The following is a 22,428-nucleotide window of genomic DNA, read 5'->3' as shown; positions in this document are numbered from 1 at the left end:
ATGTTGGTACCAAAACGCGTTAAACACCGCAAACAACAACGCGGTCACATGAAGGGTATGGCAAAAGGCGGCACCGAGCTGAACTTCGGCGAATTCGGTCTGCAAGCTCTGGAGCCATCCTGGATCACTAACCGTCAGATCGAAGCGGCTCGTATCGCGATGACCCGTTACATCAAACGGGGCGGTAAAGTATGGATCAAAATTTTCCCTGACAAGCCGATTACTCAAAAGCCTCTCGAGGTTCGGATGGGTAGCGGTAAAGGTAACGTTGAGAAATGGGTAGCCGTAGTTAAACCGGGCAAGATTATGTTCGAACTCGGAGGCGTGTCGGAAGAAATCGCTCGTGAAGCGATGCGTCTTGCCGCTCACAAGCTGCCAATCAAGACTAAGTTTGTGAAACGTGAAGAATTGGGTGGTGAAGCAAATGAAAGCTAATGAACTTCGCAACTTGACCACTGCCGAGATTGAACAAAAGATTGCTGGCTTCAAAGAAGAGCTCTTTAATCTGCGTTTTCAACTGGCAACAGGCCAACTGGACAACCCGACTCGGATTCGTGATGTGCGTAGAGAAATAGCTCGTGCTAAAACCGTTATCCATGAGAGAGTACTTGGGATCAGCTAAGTGAACGGATAGGATGATCCGTATCAGGAAGGAGGCTAATTATGAGCGAAGAACGCAACGCGCGCAAAGTGCAAATCGGTAAAGTTGTCAGCGATAAAATGGACAAAACGATCGTGGTTGCCGTTGAAACTTACAAAAAGCATGATCTGTACCACAAGCGCATCAAGTACACCAAGAAATTCAAAGCGCATGATGAGAACAATACCGCACAAATCGGCGATACTGTGAAGATCATGGAAACTCGTCCGCTCTCCAAGGACAAACGCTGGAGACTGGTTGAAGTGGTGGAAAAAGCGGTTATCATCTAATGCTTTACCTGACCATTTTTCCGAAAGGAGGAAATAATAATGATTCAACCATTTACACGCTTGCATGTAGCTGACAACTCCGGTGCGAAGGAACTGATGTGTATCCGCGTATTGGGTGGTACTGGACGTCGGACAGCTGCTATCGGCGATCTGATCGTTTGCTCGGTAAAACAAGCAACACCAGGCGGCGTTGTCAAAAAAGGTGATGTAGTAAAAGCGGTGGTTGTGCGCACGAAGCGCTCTGTACGCCGTAAGGACGGATCTTACATCGCATTTGACGAGAACGCAGCAGTTGTTGTAAAAGACGACAGAAGCCCGCGCGGAACGCGTATTTTCGGACCAGTTGCCCGCGAACTTCGCGACAAGGATTACATGAAGATCGTTTCCTTGGCACCGGAAGTTATCTAATACCGCTTAGGCGGCTCATATAGCAACTTGCAAAAGGCTTAGAACCAGGAGGTGTAACAAATGCCTAGAGTGAAAAAAGTTCTGGAATCCCATAACAACAAACTGCATGTCAAAAAAGACGATGTGGTTATGGTGATCAGCGGGAAAGACAAAGGCAAAAAAGGCCGCGTCATCGCCGCGTATCCGCGTAAAAACCGCGTTCTGGTAGAAGGCGTGAACATGGTGAAGAAACACCAGAAGCCTAACCAGCAAAATCCGCAAGGCGGCATCATCGAGCAGGAAGCTGCGATCCATGTATCCAACGTTATGCACATCGATCCGAAGAGCGGCAAAGTAACCCGTATCGGTTACAAAGTGCTGGACAACGGCAAGAAGGTTCGCGTAGCGAAAAGATCCGGAGAGATCATCGACTAATATAGTGCTTAAGAAAGGAGGTTAACTCTTCATGGCAGCAAGAATGAAAGAACGTTTTCTGAACGAGATTACGCCGGCTCTGATTCAGAAGTTTAACTATAAAACGGTTATGCAAGTACCGAAAATCGAGAAGGTTGTTATCAACATGGGCGTAGGCGACGCCGTGCAAAACTCGAAGGTGCTTGATTCCGCTGTGAACGATATGCAGCTGATCGCTGGTCAAAAACCGGTAATCACGAAAGCCAAGAAGTCTATCGCTGGTTTCAAACTGCGCGAGAATATGCCGATCGGCGTTAAGGTAACCCTTCGCGGTGAACGCATGTACTACTTCCTGGATAAATTGTTCAACGTAACGCTTCCGCGCGTTCGTGACTTCCACGGTGTATCGACCAAAGCTTTCGACGGCCGCGGCAACTACACACTGGGTCTGAAAGAACAATTGATTTTCCCTGAGATTGAATACGACAAGGTGGACAAAGTCCGCGGTATGGATATCGTAATCGTAACGACAGCAAAGACGGATGAGGAATCCCGCGAGCTGCTGGCTCAACTGGGAATGCCTTTCGCGAAGTAAGGTTCGGTCGTCCAATTCTCCGAAACTGTTTAGGAGGTGTCAGGCTAAAGTGGCAAAAACTTCGATGAAAGTTAAACAACAACGCGAGCCGAAATTCAAAGTGCGTGCATATACACGCTGTGAGCGTTGCGGTCGTCCACATTCGGTACTGCAAAAGTTCAAAATTTGCAGAATTTGTTTCCGTGAATTAGCTTATAAAGGCCAGATTCCTGGCGTGAAAAAAGCAAGCTGGTAAGAAGTTTATATACGGGAAGGAGGTTTACACCAAATGACTATGTCTGATCCTATCGCAGATATGCTTACTCGTATTCGTAACGCCAACATCGTGCGTCACGAAACCGTAGAGCTGCCTGCTTCGACATTGAAAAAACAAATCGCCGATATCCTGAAGCGTGAAGGCTTCATCCGTGATGCGGAATTTGTTGAAGATAACAAACAAGGGCTTATCCGTATTTTCCTGAAGTACGGCCCGCAACAAGAACGTGTTATTACCGGTCTGAAAAGAATCAGTAAGCCAGGCCTGCGCGTATACACAAAGAGCAACGAGGTTCCACGTGTACTCGGCGGACTGGGCATCGCGATTATCTCCACTTCCAAGGGAGTTATGACCGACAAGGAAGCTCGTCAAGCAAAATCCGGCGGCGAAGTTCTCGCCTACGTTTGGTAATCACGTCACAAGATAAGGAGGTGCAACACAAATGTCTCGTATTGGTCGTAAACCAATCGCAGTACCTAGCGGTGTAGACGTGACGGTGAACAACACTGTCATTACCGTTAAAGGTCCTAAAGGTACTTTGACTCGTGAACTTCATAAAGATATGAAGGTTACGGTTGAAAATAACGAAATTCTTGTTGTTCGTCCTTCGGACAACAAACTGCATCGCTCTCTTCACGGCACAACCCGCTCCGTTGTCAACAACATGGTTAGCGGCGTGACCGAAGGATTCTCCAAATCTCTGGAACTGGTTGGGGTCGGATATCGTGCAAACAAAACCGGAGATAAAATCGTTTTGAACGTCGGCTACTCCCATCCGGTTGAGATCACTCCGGAACCGGGCATCGAGTTCGAAGTTCCTGCCAACACGAAAATCATCGTAAAAGGCATCGACAAAGAACGCGTAGGCGCATATGCCGCGAAGATTCGTTCCGTACGCGAACCTGAGCCATATAAAGGCAAAGGGATTAAATATGAGGGCGAACGCATTATCCGTAAAGAAGGTAAAGCCGGTAAGAAGAAATAAGCCGGCTGGCCTTGATCCTAAGATGCTTATTGCGTCTTAACGTGAAGCTGCCTTAAGGCAAAGTGAAGGGAGTGAAAAGGAAGTCATGATTACAAAAGAGGACAAAAATAAAGCTCGTGTCAAAAGACACCTGCGTGTACGTAAGAAAATCGAAGGTACTACTGAACGCCCTCGCCTGAATGTGTTCCGCTCTTCCAAACACATTTATGCTCAACTGATCGACGATGTTAAAGGCGTAACGATCGCATCCGCATCGACGCTCGATAAAGAATTGAAAGATTCTGTTGGCAACGGCGGCAGCGTTGAAGCTGCAAGCAAAGTCGGCCAATTGGTCGCTGAGCGCGCCAAAGCAAAAGGACATACCGTTGTGGTATTTGACCGCGGAGGCTACCTGTACCATGGACGGATTCAAGCGCTCGCTGATGCAGCTCGTGAAGCTGGTCTTGAGTTCTAGAAACATTCTTAAAAGGAGGTTAACGACTTGCGTGTAGATCCAAACACTTTAGAGCTGACAGAAAGAGTTGTCCACATTAACCGCGTTGCTAAAGTTGTAAAAGGCGGACGCCGTTTCAGCTTCAGCGCACTGGTTGTTGTCGGCGACGGCAAAGGCTGGGTCGGTGCGGGTATCGGTAAAGCCGGCGAAGTTCCGGATGCGATCCGTAAAGGCATCGAAGACGCCAAGAAAAACCTGATCCAAGTTCCACTCGTAGGAACAACGATTCCTCACCTGGTTACCGGACATTTCGGCGCTGGACGCGTTCTGCTGAAACCGGCATCGCAAGGTACTGGTGTTATCGCAGGCGGACCTGTTCGTGCGGTACTGGAACTGGCCGGTGTAGGCGATATTTTGACAAAATCTTTGGGTTCTTCGAACTCCATGAATATGGTCAATGCAACTTTGGAGGGATTGTCCCGTCTGAAGCGCATTGAAGAGGTCGCGAAACTTCGCGGCAAATCTGTCGAAGAGCTTCGCGGTTAAGGAGGGGAACGTCAATGGCAAAACTGCAAATTACCCTCGTTCGCAGCTTAATCGGACGTCCGGAAACACAACGTGTGACCGTTAAGACGCTCGGCCTGCGTAAACTCAACTCGTCCGTGGTTCACAACGATAATCCTGCGATTCGCGGAATGATCAATAAAGTGAGCCATCTCGTATCCGTTACTGAAATTGAAGGCTAAGTCGCCTATTACCCATTAATAGACATAAGGAGGTGCAAACGATGAAGTTACATGAACTCGCTCCGGCTCCAGGTTCCCGCAAAGAACGCAACCGTGTAGGTCGCGGTACTTCCAGCGGTAACGGCAAAACATCCGGCCGTGGTCATAAAGGTCAAAACTCTCGTTCCGGCGGTGGTGTACGTCCGGGCTTCGAGGGTGGCCAAAACCCACTCTATCGTCGTCTGCCTAAGCGTGGTTTCGTCAATCCTACCCGTAAAGAGTATGCGATTGTGAACCTTGAGGAACTGAACAGCTTTGCAGAAGGAACGGAAGTTACGCCTCAACTGCTGGTTGAAACAGGCGTTGTGAAGAACACGAAGAGCGGCATCAAAATCCTCGGCAATGGAGAAATCACTGTAAAACTTTCGGTACAAGCAAACAAGTTCTCTCAATCTGCGGTAGAGAAAATCGAGGCTGCCGGCGGTAAAACCGAGGTGATCTAATGTTCAAGACGCTTAAGAATATATGGCATGTTGAAGATTTGCGCAAAAAAATTCTGTTTACCCTGTTTGTTTTTATTATCTACCGCCTCGGTTCGTTCGTGCCGGTTCCCGGCGTGGACAAAACGGTATTTGAATCGACAGGCAACGAGGCTGGAAACGCCTTGATGAGTTTGTTCAATACGTTTTCGGGCGGAGCGCTTAAAAACTTCTCCATCTTTGCGATCAGTATTTACCCGTACATTACCGCATCCATCATCGTGCAGCTTTTGTCGATGGATGTAGTGCCGAAATTTGCCGAATGGGCAAAGCAGGGTGAACACGGTAAAAAGCAGCTGGCGCAAATTACCCGTTACGGTACGGTAGTGCTGGCTCTGATTCAGGGTTTTGCAACCTCGGTCGGTTTCAACCGGATCTATGGTACACAAATGATGCCAAATGCAACGATTGCCGATTATCTGCTCGTTGCCATCATTTTGACGGCAGGTACTTCATTTCTGATGTGGCTTGGTGAGCAAATCACCGAGAGGGGTATCGGAAACGGGATTTCGATCCTGATTTTTGCGGGAATCGTCGCAGGCATTCCGGGATATTTTACGGCAACGGCGCAATCGAGCTTTATCCAGCCGGGGCAGACTTTCCTGAATATTCTTAAAGTCGTGGTCGTTGCAATTGTGGTTGTGGCGATTATCACAGGGGTTATCTTCGTACAGCAAGGTATTCGAAAAATCCCCGTACAGTATGCAAAGCGCGTAGTCGGCAACAAAATGTACGGTGGACAAAACACGCATATTCCGCTTAAAATCAATGCGGCGGGCGTAATCCCTGTTATCTTTGCCGTATCGCTGCTTCAATTCCCGATTGTCATCGCCAACTTTTGGTCGACTCATGCCTGGGCGAAGTGGGTCAGCACTCACCTTTGGTATGATAAGCCGCTCGGCATGGTCCTTTATGTGATCATGATCATCGGATTCACGTTCTTCTACACGTTTGTTCAGATGAATCCGCAGCAGATGGCTGACAATATGAAAAAGAACGGCGGTTACATTCCCGGCATTCGTCCGGGCAAGGCGACGGAGAAGTATTTGACCCGGGTAATGTCCCGTCTGACGATGTCGGGCGCGCTGTTCCTGGCTGTCATCTCTGTGCTTCCGGTATTCTTCGGTAACGTGACCGGCTTGCCTCGTTCGGTGAAGATCGGCGGCACCTCGCTGCTTATCGTTATCGGCGTCGCGCTGGATACGATGAAGCAGATCGAGAGCCAATTGATTAAACGCCATTACAAAGGCTTCATTAACAAATAGGCGATAGGTTCCGGTGAAGCGGCTCATCTACAGACTTCCCGGCGCCTATTGTGCTGTTTCTTGCCTGGTGGCGATCCTGTTAACTGGGGAGAGACGTAACGTGAACATCCTTTTCATGGGCCCGCCTGGGGCAGGCAAGGGAACACAAGCTGCGGTTATCGTAAAGGAACTGGATATACCTCATATCTCGACGGGAGACGCTTTTCGTCTCGCGATCAAGCAGGGAACTCCAGTTGGGCTGAAGGCCAAGTCCTTTATTGATCAAGGCTTGCTTGTACCGGATGATGTAACGATTGGAATTGTGGAAGAACGGCTGCAGCAGTCCGATTGCGAAAAAGGTTTTTTATTGGACGGCTTTCCAAGAACTCTTTCGCAAGCGGAAGCGCTGGATGAGCTGCTTGTCCGCATGAACACTTCTCTGGATCATGTCATCAATTTGAACGTGGACCGCGGACTGCTTATGGCCCGTCTGACCGGACGGCGGATCTGCACGGTGTGTGGCGCTTCGTATCATTTGATCTTCAACCCGCCGAAACAAGAAGGCATTTGCGACATTGACGGCGGAGCGCTGTATCAGCGTCCGGATGACAATGAAGAAAGTGTAGGCAAGCGCTTGGATGAGTATGACAGCAAGACGGCGCCGCTGCTTCACTTTTATGAGAATAAAGGTCTTTTGCGTCAGGTGAACGGGGAAAACGAAATCGACGTCGTTTCCGCCGAAATTGTGTCTTTACTGCGAGGTTAGTGTAATGATCATATGTAAGTCCGAACAGGAACTTGCCTTTATGAGAGAAGCGGGACGAATTGTTGCCGAGACTCACCGTCTCATGGCACAGGCCATTGAGCCTGGAATTACGACCGGAGAGCTCGATAGAATCGCCGATCAATACATTCGCAGTCAAGGTGCCGTGCCGTCTTTTAAAGGCTACAACGGTTTTCCTGCCAGCATTTGCGCTTCAGTCAACGATCAGTTGGTGCATGGGTTTCCCGGAAAACGCAAACTGGTGGAAGGCGATATCGTATCGCTTGACATCGGAGCGCAGTACAAGGGATATCACGGTGACTCCGCTTGGACCTACGGGGTGGGCAGCATATCCGAAGAAGCCCAGCGGTTGCTGGATGTAACGGAAGGCTCCCTGTACGCAGGACTTGAGCTGATTAAGCCGGATGTGCGCTTGTTTACAATCTCCCACGCTATCCAGAAATATATCGAAGAAGCCGGATTCTCGGTAGTACGCGAGTATGTAGGACATGGCGTTGGGGCAGAACTGCATGAAGAACCGCAAATTCCGAACTATGGCATTGCAGACCGCGGACCGCGGCTGAAGGCAGGCATGGTGCTCGCCATCGAGCCGATGGTTAATGCGGGCAAACGTTATGTCCGAACGCTGGAAGATAACTGGACGGTCGTGACGGTGGACGGCTCTCTGTGCGCTCACTTTGAGCACACGGTGGCGGTTACGTCGGAAGGCATGGAAATTTTCACAAAACTGAATGCGTAGGTGATCTTTGTTGAATGCCGAGAGCAGCCCGCAGGTCGGTCAATTGGTGAAAATACTCAAAGGCAAAGAAGCTGGAGAGATTGCCGTGGTCATCGCTGTTGTGGACAGCAGGTTTGTGTATATTGCGGATGGGGACAAACGAAAGTTTGATGGGCCGAAGAAGAAGAATACTCTTCATCTGGAGCTCACTCCGATCATTAGCAGCGAGGTTGTGAACAGTCTGAAAGAAACCGGCCGGGTAACAAACGGAAAACTCCGTTATGCAGTAATGGATTACGTGCGTACCGCCGGAATAAGCGCTATGAAGAAAGGAGAATAACTGTGGCTAAAGAAGATGTCATTGAGGTGGAAGGCACCGTCATTGAACCGTTGCCGAACGCAACGTTTAAGGTAGAGTTGGAAAACGGCCATCAAATTCTTGCCCACGTGTCAGGTAAGCTTCGGATGCACTTTATCCGTATTTTGACCGGAGACAAGGTGGTCGTACAGTTATCGCCTTATGATTTGTCTAAAGGTCGTATAACTTACCGTAAATAGATGGGAACTACGATTGAAGTTTTGCTTTATGCGGAACGGTAGCGTATGCTTTCGAAGCCAGTTTTACTACAGGTAAAACTGAGCAGGAGCTTTCAAAGCCAGTTTTACTGCGTAAAACTTTGAGGAGGTAATAAGCATGAAGGTAAGACCTTCTGTAAAGCCCATTTGCGAGAAATGCAAAGTCATCCGTCGCAAGGGGACTGTAATGGTAATTTGCGAAAATCCGAAGCACAAACAAAAACAAGGTTAAAGAAGGGGGTGTAGCGTAAAATGGCTCGTATAGCTGGAGTGGATTTGCCACGTGACAAACGCGTTGAGATCGCCTTGACTTATATTTTCGGAATCGGTAGAACGACTTCCCAGAAAATTTTGAAAGAAACAGGGATCGACGTTAACACACGTGTCCGTGATTTGACGGAAGATGAAGTCAGCAAATTGCGTGAAACGATCGACAAATCGGTCAAAGTAGAAGGCGACCTGCGTCGTGAAATTTCCTTGAATATTAAACGTCTTACCGAGATTGGCTGCTACCGCGGTGTTCGTCACCGTCGCGGCTTGCCTGTTCGCGGTCAACGTACCAAAACGAATGCCCGTACCCGGAAAGGCCCGCGTCGTACGGTAGCAAACAAGAAGAAATAATAAGGGGTGATAAGAGACAATGGCTAAACCGAAAAAAGTCGTACGTACCAAACGTCGCGACCGTAAAAATATCGAATCCGGAGTGGCACATATCCGTTCCACGTTCAACAATACTATCGTTACCATCACGGATCCTCACGGCAACGCTATTTCCTGGGCAAGCTCCGGCGGCCAAGGATTTAGAGGCTCCCGTAAGTCGACTCCGTTCGCAGCTCAAATGGCGGCAGAAGTTGCAGCCAAGGCAGCAATGGAGCATGGCATGAAGAGTGTTGAAGTTATGGTTAAAGGACCGGGCGCGGGCCGCGAGGCAGCCATCCGTTCCCTTCAAGCCGCTGGTCTTGAAGTTAACCTCATTAAAGACGTAACTCCGGTTCCGCATAATGGATGCCGTCCGCCGAAACGTCGCCGCGTATAGTGAATCAGCGATGTAAATGTGGTATAAAACCGGCACCATCTGCTAATAATGGTTGTTTAGGCATACTACATGATACACCTGATGGGGTGACAGTTTCATATAGGAGCGACGTTGAAGGAGGGTACACTCGTGATAGAAATCGAAAAGCCGAAGATTGAGACCGTAGAAGCCAATGATGAAGGAACCTATGGGAAATTCGTAGTAGAACCGCTGGAACGTGGATATGGCACGACTCTGGGGAACTCGCTTCGCCGGATACTGTTGTCCTCCCTTCCGGGAGCCGCAGTGACCTCGGTCCAAATTGACGGCGTTCTGCATGAGTTCTCCACCGTTCCCGGCGTAATGGAAGACGTGACCGAAATCATTTTGAACCTCAAAGCTCTTTCCCTGAAGATTCATTCAGACGAAGAGAAGGTGTTCGAGATTGATGCTGAGGGGGAAGGCGTCGTAACCGCAGGTGACATTCGTGCGGACAGCGATGTTGAGATCCTTAACCCGGACCTTCATATTGCAACGCTGGGACCAGGCGCGAGACTTCACATGCGTATATTTGCAGGCCGTGGTCGCGGCTATGTCCAAGCGGACCGTAACAAGCGTGAAGACCAGCCGATCGGTGTTATTCCGGTTGATTCCATCTACACTCCAATTTCCCGCGTGAACTACACAATCGACAACACTCGTGTCGGTCAAGTGACCAACTACGACAAGTTGACGATGGAAATCTGGACGGATGGCAGCATTAGACCGGAAGAGGCTGTTAGCCTTGGAGCCAAAATTTTGAATGAGCACCTTGTTTTGTTCGTAGGTCTTACGGATGAAGCGAAGGATGCCGAAATTATGGTCGAAAAAGAAGAAGACAAAAAAGAAAAAGTGCTTGAGATGACAATCGAAGAGCTGGATCTTTCGGTTCGTTCCTACAACTGTCTCAAACGCGCCGGCATCAATACGGTGCAGGAGCTTACCACGAAAACGGAAGAAGATATGATGAAGGTCCGCAACTTGGGCCGCAAATCTTTGGAAGAAGTACAGGAAAAGCTCGAAGAGCTCGGTTTGGGTCTTCGTACCGAAGAATAAGCGATAAGATTGACGAAGTAGAGGAGGGAAAAACATGGCATACCAAAAGTTAGGCCGTGATTCCAGTGCGCGTAAAGCATTGTTCCGCGACTTGGTAACGGACCTGTTCTTATATGAGCGCATCCAAACAACGGAAGCGAAAGCGAAGGAAGTTCGTTCCATCGCCGAAAAACTGATTACGAAAGCTAAGAAGGGCGATCTGCATGCCCGTCGTCAAGTCGCTGCATTCGTGCGCCGCGAAACCGTCGACGGAGAGCAAGACGCAATTCAAAAGCTGTTCGCTGAAATCGCACCGCGCTACACGGAACGCGCAGGCGGATACACTCGTATCCTGAAGCTCGGACCTCGCCGCGGCGACTCGGCACCTATGGTTTACCTTGAACTGGTAGACCGTGCCTAGGTAAAGGCAGCAAGCATTGATTTCCCGATTGCCCCCTGTGCCCGTTTTCCTTTAAGGGAATGGATAGAATAGGGGATGATCCGTGTTATTGTATCAGTGGAATATGGCCCGGTTCTTCTTTCGGCTTGCTTTAACGTGACCCATCTATGGGAAGCTCTTAATAGGGCGGTGTTACAAGCTGAGAGAGACGGCGTCATGTCCCGGCTCCTACCGACGGCGTGATCTACCGGATATCTGCATAGGTGTCCGCCAGTCGTGCAGTAAACCGCGGAAATCCGCTTGTTCAATGGAAGGAGCTCCCGAAGGGGCTTCTTTTTTTTGAGAAGGAGGGAGAGCCGAATGCGCAATCTATTCATGAAAGTCACCTATGACGGTACGAACTATGATGGCTTTCAGACCCAGCCAGGAGGCAATACGGTTCAGGATATGCTTGAGCGGGCCATAACCCATCTAACCGGCGATGTGGTGAAGATTACCGCTTCCGGTCGTACGGACGCCGGCGTGCACGCCTATGGGCAGCCCTTTAATTTCGAAACGGCCTCGCTTATACCGCTTGAGCGGTGGTGCCTGGCACTAAACGCCCGTTTGCCGGAAGATATCGTCGTTACGGAAGCTCATGAAGTGCCGCTCACTTTTCACTCCCGGAGGGGAGCCAAGCGGAAGACTTATCGCTATACCATCAATGGCAACCGGTTTCCGGACCCTTTTCAGCGGCGCTTTCAGTTTCATCATCCCGTGGCTCTTGATGTGAAGGCGATGGAGCAGGGACTGGAACTTCTGATCGGCACATATGACTTCACTTCCTTCGCCTCGCGTAAATCAACAAAGACTTCTCATGTCCGCACGATTTACGAGGCTCATATGGAGATAGACCGCAGCATGTGCCGGCCCGATTCGACCGATCAGGGGGTCATTCATACTTACATTACCGGAAGCGGTTTTTTGCAGCATATGGTTCGGATCATCATGGGCACACTGATTCAGGTGGGGGAAGCAAAGCGCAGACCGAACGATGTTGCGGACATATTGGCGGCATGTGACCGGGCGGCCGCGGGGCCGACGGCTTTGGCTAAAGGCCTGGCTCTGTGGAGTGTCAATTACGAGGATGCTGGAGATTGACGACTATTTTTATTAGCGAAAAAAAGTTAATGAACTATCGAAAAATCCCTTGCGCTCGGTATGTTTATCCTGTAAAATAAAAGTTGTGTTTTCTTGATGGCTATCCCACAGCCCCGATCAAGATAACCCCAAAAATGCTTTATCAAACAACCAAAAATGTACTTTCGATGAGAAATCAGATATACGAGATTTTCGTACGAGAACGAGGAGGAACTATTCATGCGTACCACCTACATGGCGAAGCCGAACGAAGTTGAACGCAACTGGCATATTATCGATGCCGAAGGCAAAACACTCGGCCGTCTGGCAAGTGAAGCCGCTGCTTTGATCCGCGGCAAACACAAACCGCAATTTACACCTCATGTTGATACTGGCGATTTCGTCATCGTTATCAACGCCGAGAAGATTCACCTGACTGGCAAGAAGCTGCAAAACAAGAAATACTACCGTCACTCGCTGCATCCGGGCGGTCTGAAAGTAACAACAGCTGAAACCTTGCTGAACACCAAGCCTGAGCGTGTAATCGAATCCGCCGTTTACGGTATGATTCCGAAGACCCGTCAAGGCAACGCAATGAAGCTGAGATTGAAAGTTTATGCCGGCGCAGAGCATCCACACGCAGCACAAAAACCTGAAGTTTACGAACTTCGCGGATAAGAATAAAGGAGGACAGTTTCATGGCACAAGTACAATACTATGGGACAGGTCGTCGTAAACATTCGGTAGCACGTGTTCGCCTCGTACCGGGTGAAGGACGCATTGTCATTAACAAACGCGATATCAACGAATATTTCGGTTTGGAAACACTCAAACTGATCGTAAAACAACCTCTGACCCTGACTGAAACACTGGGCAACTATGATGTTCTGGTAATTGCTCACGGCGGAGGAATCTCCGGTCAAGCCGGCGCAATCCGTCACGGCATTTCCCGCGCTCTGCTGAAAGCAGATCCGGAATACCGTTCTTCCCTGAAGAAAGCCGGATTCCTGACTCGTGACCCACGTATGAAGGAACGTAAGAAATACGGCCTCAAAGCCGCTCGTCGCGCTCCTCAGTTCTCGAAACGTTAATATCCCTTGTGTATCAAGGAATTTCAGCCCTCGGCCTTTACGGCCGGGGGCTTTTATTCTTATCCAAACCACATATTCGCAGAAATTTTTAAATTCCTCTTATAACCTTCTAATCTTTGCATCCTATTGGATGCTTTTTATTTTCCTGTAATAAACATATGGCAAATTGGAATGTTTTAATGCTGAAATATCATTGACATCCATTGGGAAAGTTATATACTTATTTCATATGAACTTAGTTGGAATTTAAACTGAAGTTTTATTTTGGGATGGAGGAATACGCAATGAATTTGCTTGAAAAAGAAGAATTAATCAAAGTGAAGGCTGAAGAATTAGAGAATGCCACGCCTGAGGAGATTATTCGCTGGGCAGTGGACACTTTTCCAAATATAACGTTTGCCTGCAGCTTTGGAGCCGAGGACGTTGTACTGGTCGACATGCTGCAAAAAGTAAGTCCGTCTACTGATATTTTCTACCTGGATACGGATTTTCACTTCCAGGAAACCTATGAAACGAGAGATAAGATAGCGGCCAAATACAATTTGGAGTTCGTGCGGGTAGCCCCGCAAATCACTCCTGAGGAGCAAGCCCAGCAATATGGCGAGGAACTGTGGAAAACAGAGCCGAACCAATGCTGCAATATCCGCAAGGTAGAACCGCTGACACGCATATTGTCCCAGTATGATGCATGGATTACCGGCATCCGCCGCGACCAGGCGCCGACCCGCGCCAATGCAAAGAAGATTGAATATGATTACAAATTCGGTCTTGTGAAATTTAACCCAATCGCGCACTGGACAACTGAAGATGTATGGAACTACATCCGCACCAACGAAATCATCTACAACCCGCTGCATGACCGCCATTTCCCAAGCATCGGTTGCGAATATTGCACTCGCGCCGTTATGCCTGGCGAAGATCCTCGTGCCGGACGCTGGTCTGGATCGGACAAGACGGAATGCGGACTTCACAAATAAGATATACAATCTTTACAACAGAGAAGGGAAGAAAATAGATGACTGCAATCCTTCCGCATGGCGGAAAGTTGATCAACCGGATAGCTGAAGGCAAGGAGAGAGAACAGCTGCTTCAGGAAGCGGCGGGATTTAAACGAATCGCCATCAATACATGGACGATTTCCGATCTGGACTTGATCGGTGTCGGCGCTTTTTCCCCGCTTACCGGATTTCTGAACGAAGAGGACTATCATTCGGTCGTGAAAAATATGCGTCTTTCGAATGGAACGGTATGGAGCATTCCGATTACGCTGTCTCTTAGCGATGAGGAAGCCGCTTCTTTGAAGATCGGCGAGAGATTGGCTCTGGTCGGTGAAGAGGACGGCAAAATATACGGTCTTCTGAATGTCGAGAGCATTTACAGTGTCGATCAGGAGGTTGAAGCTCAGAATGTTTTTAAAACAACCGACCCTGAGCATCCTGGCGTAAGCAAGCTGTTTGCCCGTAATGCAACTTATGTCGGCGGTCCGATTACCGTTTTGAACCGTCCGCAGCCGGAGAAATTCGGTGAGTTTTATTTTGACCCGGCCAAGACCCGTGAAATTTTTGCCGAAAATGGCTGGAGAAAGGTTGTGGGCTTTCAGACTCGGAATCCTGTTCACCGCGCCCATGAATATATTCAAAAATCTGCAATGGAAATCGTGGACGGCTTGTTCCTTAACCCGCTGGTTGGCGAGACGAAGTCGGATGATGTGCCTGCGAACGTGCGCATGAAGAGCTACCTGGCCCTTTTGGAAAATTACTATCCGAAGAACCGGACATTCCTCGGGGTGTTCCCGGCAGCCATGCGCTATGCTGGTCCGCGTGAAGCGATTTTCCATGCCATGGTCCGCAAAAACTACGGCTGTACCCATTTTATTGTAGGCCGTGACCATGCCGGTGTGGGCGATTATTACGGAACATATGAAGCCCAGGAGATCTTCTCCAATTTCACAGCCGAAGAGCTTGATATTACACCGCTGTTCTTCGAACACAGCTTCTTCTGCAAGAAATGCGGAAACATGGCTTCAAATAAGACATGCCCTCATACAAAAGAAGATCATGTAGCCTTGTCGGGCACCAAAGTGCGCGCCATGCTACGTGAAGGAGTATGCCCGCCGCCGGAATTCTCCCGGCCTGAGGTTGCCCAAATTCTCATCGAAGGCATGAAGGAAGTTACAACTTCATAATGAATTAGAGGTACTATTTGACCCTCTTGTCCCATATAGATGAGTAGAATCTATCGGGACGAGGGGGTCTTTTATTATGTCCGGCCGCAACAAGCATAAAGTCTCGGTCTGGATCTCTTGGAGCAGCATGAAAAAAGGGATAGGGGGCGCCCTTCTCTTGGCTCTGCTGCTGGGCATTATTTCATACGATATGCCTACCGCGAGAACATGGAATTATTGGAGCCTGCCGCTATCCGGCAAAGTCATTGCGATCGATGCGGGGCATGGCGGACCCGATGGGGGAGCGGTCAGCCGTGGCGGTTTGATTGAAAAGGACATCAACCTGGCCGTCTCGCTGTATTTACGCGATTATTTGCAGCAGGCGGGCGCCATCGTCGTCATGACACGGGAAGGCGATTACGACCTTGCCGGGACGGAGACGAAAGGCTACAGCAAGCGGAAGACGGAAGACCTCAAACAACGGGTTCGGACGATCGAGGATAAGAAAGTCGATCTTTTCATAAGTATTCATATGAACAGCATTCCTTCAAACCGCTGGAGCGGCGCTCAAGTTTTTTACTATCCGAATCATCCGGATAACGAAGCGCTGGCCAGGCTTGTACAGAATGAGATTCGGACAGTGCTTTCGAATACGAACCGAACCGCGAAAACGGTAAATACGGTGTATTTGCTGCAGGCGCTCAAAATGCCCTCGATCCTTGTCGAAGTGGGCTTTCTGTCTCATCCGCAGGAATCGGTTCTGCTCGGCGACGACATGTATCAACGGAAAGTGGCTACAAGCATTTATAGAGGCATTTTGCGGTATGAGGCGGGCGAACGGGCGAAGGACTACTCATCCCCTAAAAGGTAATGCTATAATGGACAAAATGAATCCGGTCAATAAGCTGCCGGTTACAGAACAGGGGTGTTTTCCAATGCTGTCCAGGGAACAAATTCAAGAACTGCTGCTGCCAATTGCCGACCCGGAAACCGGAAAAAGCCTGATTGAACTGCAGTTGATCCGCGATATTTTGACGAAGGAAGACCACATTTCTTTATCGCTCGTATGCTTGGAAACGGATGAAGCAAAAAGAATGGAACTCGAACAAGAGGTAAGGGAACGTCTGCGGGAAGGCGGCGCCGAGAATGTTCATATCCGTTTGCGGGACGCAACCGACCATGAACGCTCTCTTCTGAGAAGGAGCGGCACAGCCGAAGGCGGCGAAGAGAAGCTGAAAGGCCACACGGCGGGTCTGGAAGGACATGAGCTGCTACGCGAGGATTCGGGAATTCACTTTATTGCCATAGCCAGCGGCAAGGGTGGGGTCGGCAAATCGACTGTTACGGTTAACCTGGCTGCCGCTCTTGCGCGAAAAGGTAAAAAGGTTGGTTTGATCGATGCCGACATTTACGGCTTCAGTGTACCGGATATGATGGGGATCGAGGAAGGGCCTGTCGTTGAAGAAGGAACGATCATTCCCGTTGAGCGCTTCGGTGTGAAAGTGATATCGATGGGCTTTTTTATCCGAGAAAATAACCCGGTGATCTGGCGCGGACCGATGCTGGGCAAAATGCTGCGCCAATTCTTCAGCGATGTCGGTTGGGGAGAGCTTGACTATATGCTGTTGGACTTGCCCCCGGGAACGGGCGATGTGGCCCTTGACGTACATCAAATGCTGCCGCAGAGCAAAGAGGTGATTGTAACCACTCCTCACGCGACAGCGGCGTTTGTGGCGGCGAGAGCGGGCTCTATGGCGCTGCAGACGGATCACGAGATCCTTGGTGTCGTTGAAAATATGGCTTATTATCAATGCTCCGCCTGCGGTCAAAAGGATTATATCTTCGGTCGTGGCGGCGGAGCAAGGCTGGCGGAGACGCTGCATACGGACCTGCTGGGTCAAATCCCGCTTGGAGCGCCGGAGAACCATGTCTCCGAACTCGATTTCTCCCCTTCCGTTTACAAGGCGGGAACAGACACTGCACGGTTGTTCGACGATATCGCGGAGCGAATAATCATTAAATGTGAATAAATCAAACAATAAAGCCAGGCTCTCCGTCAAAGAGCCTGGCTTTATTACGGCCAAAGTCACAATTTTCTATCCTCAAGATTCGCCTTCTTTGCCGCTTTGTTGTCCCTCTCCATCGCCGCCACCGCCACCGCCGCCCTGGCCGCCTTCCTTTTTCTCAACTTTTGGCTGGAGTTCTTCCTGAACGACCGTCTTAAGCAAAGAGAGCACTTCCATCCGGAACAGAGGATTTTGCATCGTCTCCTGCATCACGGTCATCGTCTGTTTGCGATAATCCGGCGTTTTGGTTAAATCAAGGAACATTTTCATCATTTCGGGGGATTTCATAATTTCACCTACGGATTTCTGATAGGTCGGGTCTTTGATTAGCTGAAGATGCAGCTGCTTGCTCTGAGAGCTGATGGCTTTGGCAAAATCTCCTGCAAACTGAGGGTCCGTCATAATTTTCTCAATTTCCTTTTGATACTCAGGAGCCGTAATCGTATCTTTTACAGCCAGCTTTATTTGCTCATTCGTTTGCAGCGGCAGCATCTTCATGCTCATTGTGCCGCTTCCGCCTCCTCCAGCACCGCCTGAGCTTGGAGAGGAGAGGGCTTCCTCTACTGCCTTTTTGCCTTCTTCGCTTTTTAATATATCGACAACCATGGTCTTCATTTCCTTATAGCTGAATTGCTGTGATGAAGAACCGCTCTGCTCGCTCCCGCAGGCCGTCAAGATCAGAATCAGTCCAAGTGCGATTCCGCTGTTGCGTATTACCGCCCGTCTCATTAGGCCGTCCTCCTTTTATGGGGATATTGTTATGTAGTATGCCGTTGAGAAAACACAATTATGTTGCGGCGGAATGGTTTTTTGGCGGCAACCTTGGTAAAATAAATCTGTCACGGGGGTGAGCGGCCTGAATATAAAAAAATGGTTTCATCTGTTCTGGACAACGCTGCTGATCGGTTCCTTGGGAGCTGTCGCGGCAGGACTGGCGCTTCAGGGAATCACCGGCGCTATTCCTTTTAAAGGCATATCGGACTTGATGCTATTTACGTTTATTTTATTTGGTTACGGAATGCTTGTAAGCGTCTACTCTCAGCTTGGCTTCTTCGCATATCTGATTTTGAACTACATGGGATTCGGCGTGTTTCAGCGAAAAATATGGCAATACATACAGCTCGTTCTAGCGCTCCTCGCCTTGTTTGATTTGTTTTTTCTTCGTTCATTCATAGGGGGTGGCCGCAGTCTTATTGCCGATCTGGCTCTCGGTCTTTCGATTTTGTTTACAGCCCTTGCGGTGGCCCATTTCAAAGTCCGGGACACCAACGCTTCGGCCTGGATTCCGACTTTTTTCTTCATGACCGGCATTACGATTGTGGAAATGATCGGTGTGTTGCGGATCGGTGTAGACAATGCAACTTTATTTATCGTGGTTCCGCTGATCGCTTGTAATGCATTCCAGATTTTGAGACTTCACCGCATCTTGCAGCCGGCCGCCGAGTAACCGAGGGAGATAGTATAACCCCGTTCCCAAGAAATAAGGAAGCGGGGTTATTTTTCGTAAGCGGCGATTAAATTCCGGAAGGCGGGGTTAAACATAAAAGAAAGACCACGTTGCGAATTCGGGAGGGGTATATATGAACATTGACCGTTATATGATAAAAGACACAGGCGGCAAAATATTGAGAAAGCTAGACCCTAACGAGACAGGCGGCTTTAAAAATAAAGAAGAGGCCGATACCCAAATGGTATCTCTTAAGGAACGTCTTGCCGAGCTTCAGGATATTTTCTTCGCCCAAAAGGAGCATTCGCTGCTCATCATCCTTCAAGGAATGGACTCAAGCGGTAAGGACGGAACGGTTAAACATGTTTTTTCGGGAATCAATCCTCAGGGATTTACGGTAACCAGCTTTAAAAAGCCGACCCTGGATGAGTCGGCCCATGATTTTTTATGGAGAGTGCATAAACAGACCCCGGCAAAAGGATATATTTCGGCCTTCAACCGCTCCCATTACGAAGATGTGCTGGTGCCCCGCGTTCATGGCAGCCAGGATAAGGATGAGACCAAACGGCGTTTCCGTCAGATCCGGCACTTTGAAGAGATGCTGACGGAGGAGAACACCATTATCATTAAGCTTTTTCTTCATATTTCGAAGGGAAAACAGCTGGAAAAAATTCAGGAGCGGCTTCAAGATCCCACCAAGCATTGGAAATTCGATGTGAGCGATTTGGAAGAACGAAAATTTTGGGACGACTACCAGGAGGCTTACGAAGATATTTTTAAAGAGACCGCCACCGATAATGCTCCATGGTACTGGATTCCCGCCAATCACCGCTGGTTCCGAAACTACTTGTCATTGAACATCGTAGTTAAGACATTGGAAAAGCTGAACCTCGCCTATCCGAAGCTGAACACGCCGACTCCGGACATTTCGGAGCTGATTTCCCCGCGGCATTGATCGATCGGAAGTTCCTGCCCTTAATAGTGATTACAGACCTGCGGCATCCTCCAATTGATTGTTCAGCCATGCCGAATCCCGGACTTCCTTGCCTTCGGCACTGCCTTGGCCGATAAGCTCGGAGACAGTCACGAACTCATACCCTTGTCTGCGAAGCTCATCGATAATAAGAGGCAGCGCCTCGTGGGTCTGTTTGCAGGAATCACTGGCATGGAGCAGCACGATATCGCCGGGATGGGCTTTGGTAGTCACCCGTTTCACAATATTTTCAACACCAATATTTTTCCAATCAAGAGAATCGGTATCCCATTGGATGACTTTGTAACCGAGATCGTTTGCCACCTGCAGGACTCTTTTATCAAAATCGCCGTTGGGCATCCGAATCAGTTTGGGTTCTTTGCCGGTTAATTCGGTTAGAACCGTACCTGCCGTCGTAATCTGAGTTCGAATTTCCTCGCTGCTAAGCGTACTATAATTGACATGCTTGTGACCGTGGCTGCCGATTTCATAGCCCGCATTCTTGATGTTCGCCACAATGTCCTGGTGCGTCTTGCTCCAGGGAGAAGAAAGGAAGAACGTGGCTTTGTCGACTTTTTTGTCCTCAAGCACTTTGAGGATCGGACCCGGTCGCTTTTCCCCCCAGCTGATGTCAAAGGTCAGGGCGATCAGTTTTTTTTCCGTTGGCACGCTGTAAATGGCGGAAGGGGCTGATTCGGAAAAAACAGTAATATTGCCGCGCTCTACATAAACGACTCCGGCGGCAAGCAGAGCAGCGGCGCAAATATAGAAGAAACGCTTTATTTTTTTGCCGCTGAATACATAAAAGGAATTCATAAACTCAAGACTCCTCTCCCATACGAAAGCTTGTTTGTTCTAAATGTATGCTCGTACGGTCGGGTTATGACTTCGTATAAAACGCAAAAGATCAGGAGGTTAGACATGTTCTCCATTTTTACTTTTGGCAGGGATATTCTTAAAATACGTAAGGCTCTGGCAATTTCCTGTTTGCTATTTATCGTCGGTATTATCGCCGGATGGCTCGGAACGGGTGGATTGGAGCGTCTTCTGATGGAGCAGCTAAAAGGACTTGGCAGCATCAGTGAAGATTTACGGAATTCGTCCAATCCGCAGTTGAGCTTTTTTGCATTTATTTTCATGAATAACAGCATTAAGGGTGTACTTATTATTTTTTTAGGGGCTTTGTTCGGAATCCTGCCGGCTATCTTTCTCCTGATCAATGGAGGCGTTATCGGATATTTGGTGCATTCATTCGTTCTTCAAGACCGGGATGTATTCGAGCTAGTTGTTAAGGGGCTGCTTCCGCATGGTATTATCGAAATTCCCGCTATCGTCATAGCTTGTGCTTTCGGCCTTCAGTTTGGAGCCAAAACGGCATCAAGCATGATTGGAAGAAACCGGACGGGAGGGGATTGGTCATCTTTTATGCGCCAGACACTGACGGCATCCATTTGGATCGTAATCCTGCTCTTTATTGCGGCGGTTATCGAGAGCACCGTTACTTTTGCTTTATTATCATAAAATTCCGGATAATTGCGCATAACAGTAAAGCACAGCAGCGCAAAAACGGCAATTGTGGGTAATAAACTAATAGGCATGAAATATCAACTTGTATAGGAAAAAATATATAGTTATGGTTATAATTCGGACACTTCGGTTAATCTAGTGTAAGCGGTGTTCAAGCCGAATCTCCGGTACAATCAGAAGAAAAGAAGGAGGCCAAGCATATGTTGGGTATGTTATTCAACGAAAAAGAATGCAAAGAACTGGACTATGTGCTGCGCAAAGAGCTGGATGAAATGCTGTTGGACCTCAGCGATCAACGATTGGATCAAAATATCAGGCATGCTATTGCCAACAGATACAAAACCGTCTTTCGCATGTATGCCCGGTTTGCACCGCAGAAGGAACTTTCCAAATACGCTTGGGGCGGCCGCTCTTCCCAATTCAAGCATTAAGCAGAAGATGGACGATTTATAATATAAAAGGTTGACTAAAGGGGAGGCGCTGTGATACATTATATCTCGCGCTCCTTTTCGTTATGTTAAGGAAGCGCAGGCAAGATGAAAACGAAAAAATGTTTTTCGAAAAAAAGCTTGCCAAAAAGATAAGTAGTATGATATATTATAAAGGTCGCTGCAAGAGACGCGACGATGCACTGAAAGAGAAATTGATCTTTGAAAACTGAACAACGAGTGAGTGGGAATTCGCTTCTAGCGAGTTCAAAAATGAAGAGAATGCAAATTCTCGTCAGATGTTTCAAAATGAGCGAATCGCTCTTTCAATACTTTATTGGAGAGTTTGATCCTGGCTCAGGACGAACGCTGGCGGCGTGCCTAATACATGCAAGTCGAGCGGAGTCATCGTGAGAGCTTGCTCTCATGAGGACTTAGCGGCGGACGGGTGAGTAACACGTAGGCAACCTGCCCCTTGGACTGGGATAACTACCGGAAACGGTAGCTAATACCGGATAAGACCTTCTGGTGCATACCG

36 protein-coding genes and 1 rRNA gene are annotated in these 22,428 nt (G+C 48.8%); 35 read left to right on the top strand and 2 right to left on the bottom strand.

What is annotated here, in order from left to right; all coding sequences use genetic code 11:
* The 30 genes from rplP (at position 1) to EH198_RS23895 (ending at position 17,479) form a co-directional block, all read left to right on the top strand.
* Entirely contained in the window at positions 1-435 is a 435-nt protein-coding gene (gene rplP / locus EH198_RS24040; protein WP_025336668.1) for a 50S ribosomal protein L16, read from the top strand.
* Entirely contained in the window at positions 425-622 is a 198-nt protein-coding gene (rpmC, locus tag EH198_RS24035; RefSeq protein WP_025693031.1) for a 50S ribosomal protein L29, read from the top strand. The genes rplP and rpmC overlap by 11 nt, the downstream gene beginning before the upstream one ends.
* Before the next feature lie 41 nt (positions 623-663).
* Positions 664-930 (top strand): 30S ribosomal protein S17, encoded by a 267-nt coding sequence (rpsQ, locus tag EH198_RS24030; RefSeq protein ID WP_025336666.1) that lies wholly within the window; start codon positions 664-666, stop codon positions 928-930.
* A 39-nt stretch (positions 931-969) separates the two neighbouring features.
* Positions 970-1,338 (top strand): 50S ribosomal protein L14, encoded by a 369-nt coding sequence (rplN, locus tag EH198_RS24025; RefSeq protein ID WP_019908234.1) that lies wholly within the window; start codon positions 970-972, stop codon positions 1,336-1,338.
* A gap of 60 nt (positions 1,339-1,398) precedes the next feature.
* Positions 1,399-1,752 (top strand): 50S ribosomal protein L24, encoded by a 354-nt coding sequence (gene rplX, locus EH198_RS24020; RefSeq protein ID WP_084463070.1) that lies wholly within the window; start codon positions 1,399-1,401, stop codon positions 1,750-1,752.
* Between the two features lie 31 nt (positions 1,753-1,783).
* Complete coding sequence (rplE, locus tag EH198_RS24015; RefSeq protein WP_036589430.1) at positions 1,784-2,326, top strand: 50S ribosomal protein L5; 543 nt, start codon at positions 1,784-1,786, stop codon at positions 2,324-2,326.
* 49 nt (positions 2,327-2,375) lie between these two features.
* Positions 2,376-2,561 carry a type Z 30S ribosomal protein S14 gene (locus tag EH198_RS24010; RefSeq protein WP_036589425.1) on the top strand — a complete coding sequence of 62 codons (186 nt, stop codon included), beginning with the start codon at positions 2,376-2,378 and terminating at the stop codon, positions 2,559-2,561.
* A gap of 33 nt (positions 2,562-2,594) precedes the next feature.
* Positions 2,595-2,993: a 30S ribosomal protein S8 gene (rpsH, locus tag EH198_RS24005; protein WP_025694125.1), complete on the top strand. Its 399-nt coding sequence runs from the start codon at positions 2,595-2,597 to the stop codon at positions 2,991-2,993.
* 31 nt (positions 2,994-3,024) lie between these two features.
* Positions 3,025-3,567 carry a 50S ribosomal protein L6 gene (rplF, locus tag EH198_RS24000; protein ID WP_124697993.1) on the top strand — a complete coding sequence of 181 codons (543 nt, stop codon included), beginning with the start codon at positions 3,025-3,027 and terminating at the stop codon, positions 3,565-3,567.
* An 85-nt stretch (positions 3,568-3,652) separates the two neighbouring features.
* A complete protein-coding gene (rplR, locus tag EH198_RS23995) occupies positions 3,653-4,021 on the top strand; it encodes a 50S ribosomal protein L18 (protein WP_025694124.1) in 369 nt (122 codons plus the stop codon).
* 27 nt (positions 4,022-4,048) lie between these two features.
* On the top strand, positions 4,049-4,546 hold the full coding sequence (rpsE, locus tag EH198_RS23990) for a 30S ribosomal protein S5 (protein ID WP_038698987.1): 498 nt from the start codon (positions 4,049-4,051) through the stop codon (positions 4,544-4,546).
* Between the two features lie 14 nt (positions 4,547-4,560).
* On the top strand, positions 4,561-4,746 hold the full coding sequence (gene rpmD, locus EH198_RS23985) for a 50S ribosomal protein L30 (protein ID WP_025697563.1): 186 nt from the start codon (positions 4,561-4,563) through the stop codon (positions 4,744-4,746).
* 41 nt (positions 4,747-4,787) lie between these two features.
* Positions 4,788-5,228, top strand: a complete 441-nt coding sequence (gene rplO / locus EH198_RS23980; protein ID WP_124697992.1) for a 50S ribosomal protein L15 — start codon at positions 4,788-4,790, stop codon at positions 5,226-5,228.
* Positions 5,228-6,529 carry a preprotein translocase subunit SecY gene (gene secY, locus EH198_RS23975; protein WP_124697991.1) on the top strand — a complete coding sequence of 434 codons (1,302 nt, stop codon included), beginning with the start codon at positions 5,228-5,230 and terminating at the stop codon, positions 6,527-6,529. The genes rplO and secY overlap by 1 nt, the downstream gene beginning before the upstream one ends.
* A 100-nt stretch (positions 6,530-6,629) precedes the next feature.
* Entirely contained in the window at positions 6,630-7,274 is a 645-nt protein-coding gene (locus tag EH198_RS23970; RefSeq protein ID WP_124697990.1) for an adenylate kinase, read from the top strand.
* A 4-nt stretch (positions 7,275-7,278) separates the two neighbouring features.
* Positions 7,279-8,031 carry a type I methionyl aminopeptidase gene (map, locus tag EH198_RS23965; protein WP_124697989.1) on the top strand — a complete coding sequence of 251 codons (753 nt, stop codon included), beginning with the start codon at positions 7,279-7,281 and terminating at the stop codon, positions 8,029-8,031.
* A 10-nt stretch (positions 8,032-8,041) separates the two neighbouring features.
* Positions 8,042-8,350 (top strand): KOW domain-containing RNA-binding protein, encoded by a 309-nt coding sequence (locus tag EH198_RS23960; protein ID WP_124697988.1) that lies wholly within the window; start codon positions 8,042-8,044, stop codon positions 8,348-8,350.
* 2 nt (positions 8,351-8,352) lie between these two features.
* A complete protein-coding gene (infA, locus tag EH198_RS23955) occupies positions 8,353-8,568 on the top strand; it encodes a translation initiation factor IF-1 (protein WP_018753971.1) in 216 nt (71 codons plus the stop codon).
* A 136-nt stretch (positions 8,569-8,704) separates the two neighbouring features.
* Positions 8,705-8,818, top strand: coding sequence for a 50S ribosomal protein L36 (gene rpmJ, locus EH198_RS23950; protein WP_003322638.1), 114 nt, complete (start codon positions 8,705-8,707; stop codon positions 8,816-8,818).
* A gap of 20 nt (positions 8,819-8,838) precedes the next feature.
* On the top strand, positions 8,839-9,207 hold the full coding sequence (gene rpsM, locus EH198_RS23945) for a 30S ribosomal protein S13 (RefSeq protein ID WP_025693041.1): 369 nt from the start codon (positions 8,839-8,841) through the stop codon (positions 9,205-9,207).
* Between the two features lie 19 nt (positions 9,208-9,226).
* The gene (gene rpsK / locus EH198_RS23940) at positions 9,227-9,622 is read left to right on the top strand and encodes a 30S ribosomal protein S11 (RefSeq protein ID WP_025336652.1); all 396 of its coding nucleotides are present in this window, start codon (positions 9,227-9,229) and stop codon (positions 9,620-9,622) included.
* Positions 9,623-9,751: 129 nt separating this feature from the next.
* Positions 9,752-10,696, top strand: a complete 945-nt coding sequence (locus tag EH198_RS23935; RefSeq protein WP_025693043.1) for a DNA-directed RNA polymerase subunit alpha — start codon at positions 9,752-9,754, stop codon at positions 10,694-10,696.
* Positions 10,697-10,730: 34 nt separating this feature from the next.
* Positions 10,731-11,096, top strand: coding sequence for a 50S ribosomal protein L17 (gene rplQ / locus EH198_RS23930; protein WP_038698974.1), 366 nt, complete (start codon positions 10,731-10,733; stop codon positions 11,094-11,096).
* Positions 11,097-11,435: 339 nt separating this feature from the next.
* Entirely contained in the window at positions 11,436-12,215 is a 780-nt protein-coding gene (truA, locus tag EH198_RS23925; RefSeq protein ID WP_124697987.1) for a tRNA pseudouridine(38-40) synthase TruA, read from the top strand.
* Between the two features lie 219 nt (positions 12,216-12,434).
* Entirely contained in the window at positions 12,435-12,872 is a 438-nt protein-coding gene (rplM, locus tag EH198_RS23920; RefSeq protein WP_124697986.1) for a 50S ribosomal protein L13, read from the top strand.
* Positions 12,873-12,892: 20 nt separating this feature from the next.
* Positions 12,893-13,285 (top strand): 30S ribosomal protein S9, encoded by a 393-nt coding sequence (rpsI, locus tag EH198_RS23915; RefSeq protein ID WP_025336647.1) that lies wholly within the window; start codon positions 12,893-12,895, stop codon positions 13,283-13,285.
* Between the two features lie 284 nt (positions 13,286-13,569).
* Positions 13,570-14,262, top strand: a complete 693-nt coding sequence (locus EH198_RS23910) for a phosphoadenylyl-sulfate reductase (protein ID WP_124697985.1) — start codon at positions 13,570-13,572, stop codon at positions 14,260-14,262.
* A gap of 38 nt (positions 14,263-14,300) precedes the next feature.
* On the top strand, positions 14,301-15,470 hold the full coding sequence (gene sat, locus EH198_RS23905; RefSeq protein ID WP_124697984.1) for a sulfate adenylyltransferase: 1,170 nt from the start codon (positions 14,301-14,303) through the stop codon (positions 15,468-15,470).
* Between the two features lie 76 nt (positions 15,471-15,546).
* Complete coding sequence (cwlD, locus tag EH198_RS23900; protein ID WP_124697983.1) at positions 15,547-16,320, top strand: N-acetylmuramoyl-L-alanine amidase CwlD; 774 nt, start codon at positions 15,547-15,549, stop codon at positions 16,318-16,320.
* A gap of 64 nt (positions 16,321-16,384) precedes the next feature.
* Positions 16,385-17,479, top strand: a complete 1,095-nt coding sequence (locus EH198_RS23895; RefSeq protein WP_124698000.1) for an Mrp/NBP35 family ATP-binding protein — start codon at positions 16,385-16,387, stop codon at positions 17,477-17,479.
* Positions 17,480-17,551: 72 nt separating this feature from the next.
* Here the strand turns inward: EH198_RS23895 and gerD are convergent, their stop codons facing one another.
* Positions 17,552-18,244 (bottom strand): spore germination lipoprotein GerD, encoded by a 693-nt coding sequence (gene gerD / locus EH198_RS23890; protein ID WP_124697982.1) that lies wholly within the window; start codon positions 18,242-18,244, stop codon positions 17,552-17,554.
* A gap of 118 nt (positions 18,245-18,362) precedes the next feature.
* Between gerD and EH198_RS23885 the strand changes: the two genes are divergently transcribed.
* Both EH198_RS23885 and EH198_RS23880 read left to right on the top strand, forming a co-directional pair.
* Complete coding sequence (locus tag EH198_RS23885) at positions 18,363-18,962, top strand: KinB-signaling pathway activation protein (RefSeq protein WP_342772054.1); 600 nt, start codon at positions 18,363-18,365, stop codon at positions 18,960-18,962.
* A gap of 133 nt (positions 18,963-19,095) precedes the next feature.
* Positions 19,096-19,917, top strand: a complete 822-nt coding sequence (locus EH198_RS23880) for a PPK2 family polyphosphate kinase (RefSeq protein ID WP_124697981.1) — start codon at positions 19,096-19,098, stop codon at positions 19,915-19,917.
* A gap of 30 nt (positions 19,918-19,947) precedes the next feature.
* On the opposite strand, the gene pdaB is transcribed toward EH198_RS23880, so the two are convergent.
* Entirely contained in the window at positions 19,948-20,751 is an 804-nt protein-coding gene (pdaB, locus tag EH198_RS23875; RefSeq protein WP_124697980.1) for a polysaccharide deacetylase family sporulation protein PdaB, read from the bottom strand.
* A 105-nt stretch (positions 20,752-20,856) separates the two neighbouring features.
* Here pdaB and EH198_RS23870 point away from each other — a divergent pair, with 105 nt between their 5' ends.
* The 3 genes from EH198_RS23870 to EH198_RS23860 all read left to right on the top strand — a co-directional run.
* Positions 20,857-21,456 carry a stage II sporulation protein M gene (locus tag EH198_RS23870; protein ID WP_124697979.1) on the top strand — a complete coding sequence of 200 codons (600 nt, stop codon included), beginning with the start codon at positions 20,857-20,859 and terminating at the stop codon, positions 21,454-21,456.
* A 206-nt stretch (positions 21,457-21,662) separates the two neighbouring features.
* A complete protein-coding gene (locus EH198_RS23865) occupies positions 21,663-21,893 on the top strand; it encodes a hypothetical protein (RefSeq protein WP_025336637.1) in 231 nt (76 codons plus the stop codon).
* A 331-nt stretch (positions 21,894-22,224) separates the two neighbouring features.
* A 16S ribosomal RNA gene (locus EH198_RS23860) occupies positions 22,225-22,428 on the top strand; the annotation flags it as partial.

Source organism: Paenibacillus rhizophilus (assembly GCF_003854965.1).
Classification (GTDB): domain Bacteria; phylum Bacillota; class Bacilli; order Paenibacillales; family Paenibacillaceae; genus Paenibacillus_AQ; species Paenibacillus_AQ rhizophilus.
Note: the sequence above shows the minus strand (reverse complement) of the source record. Positions and strands in the feature narration are given on the sequence as shown.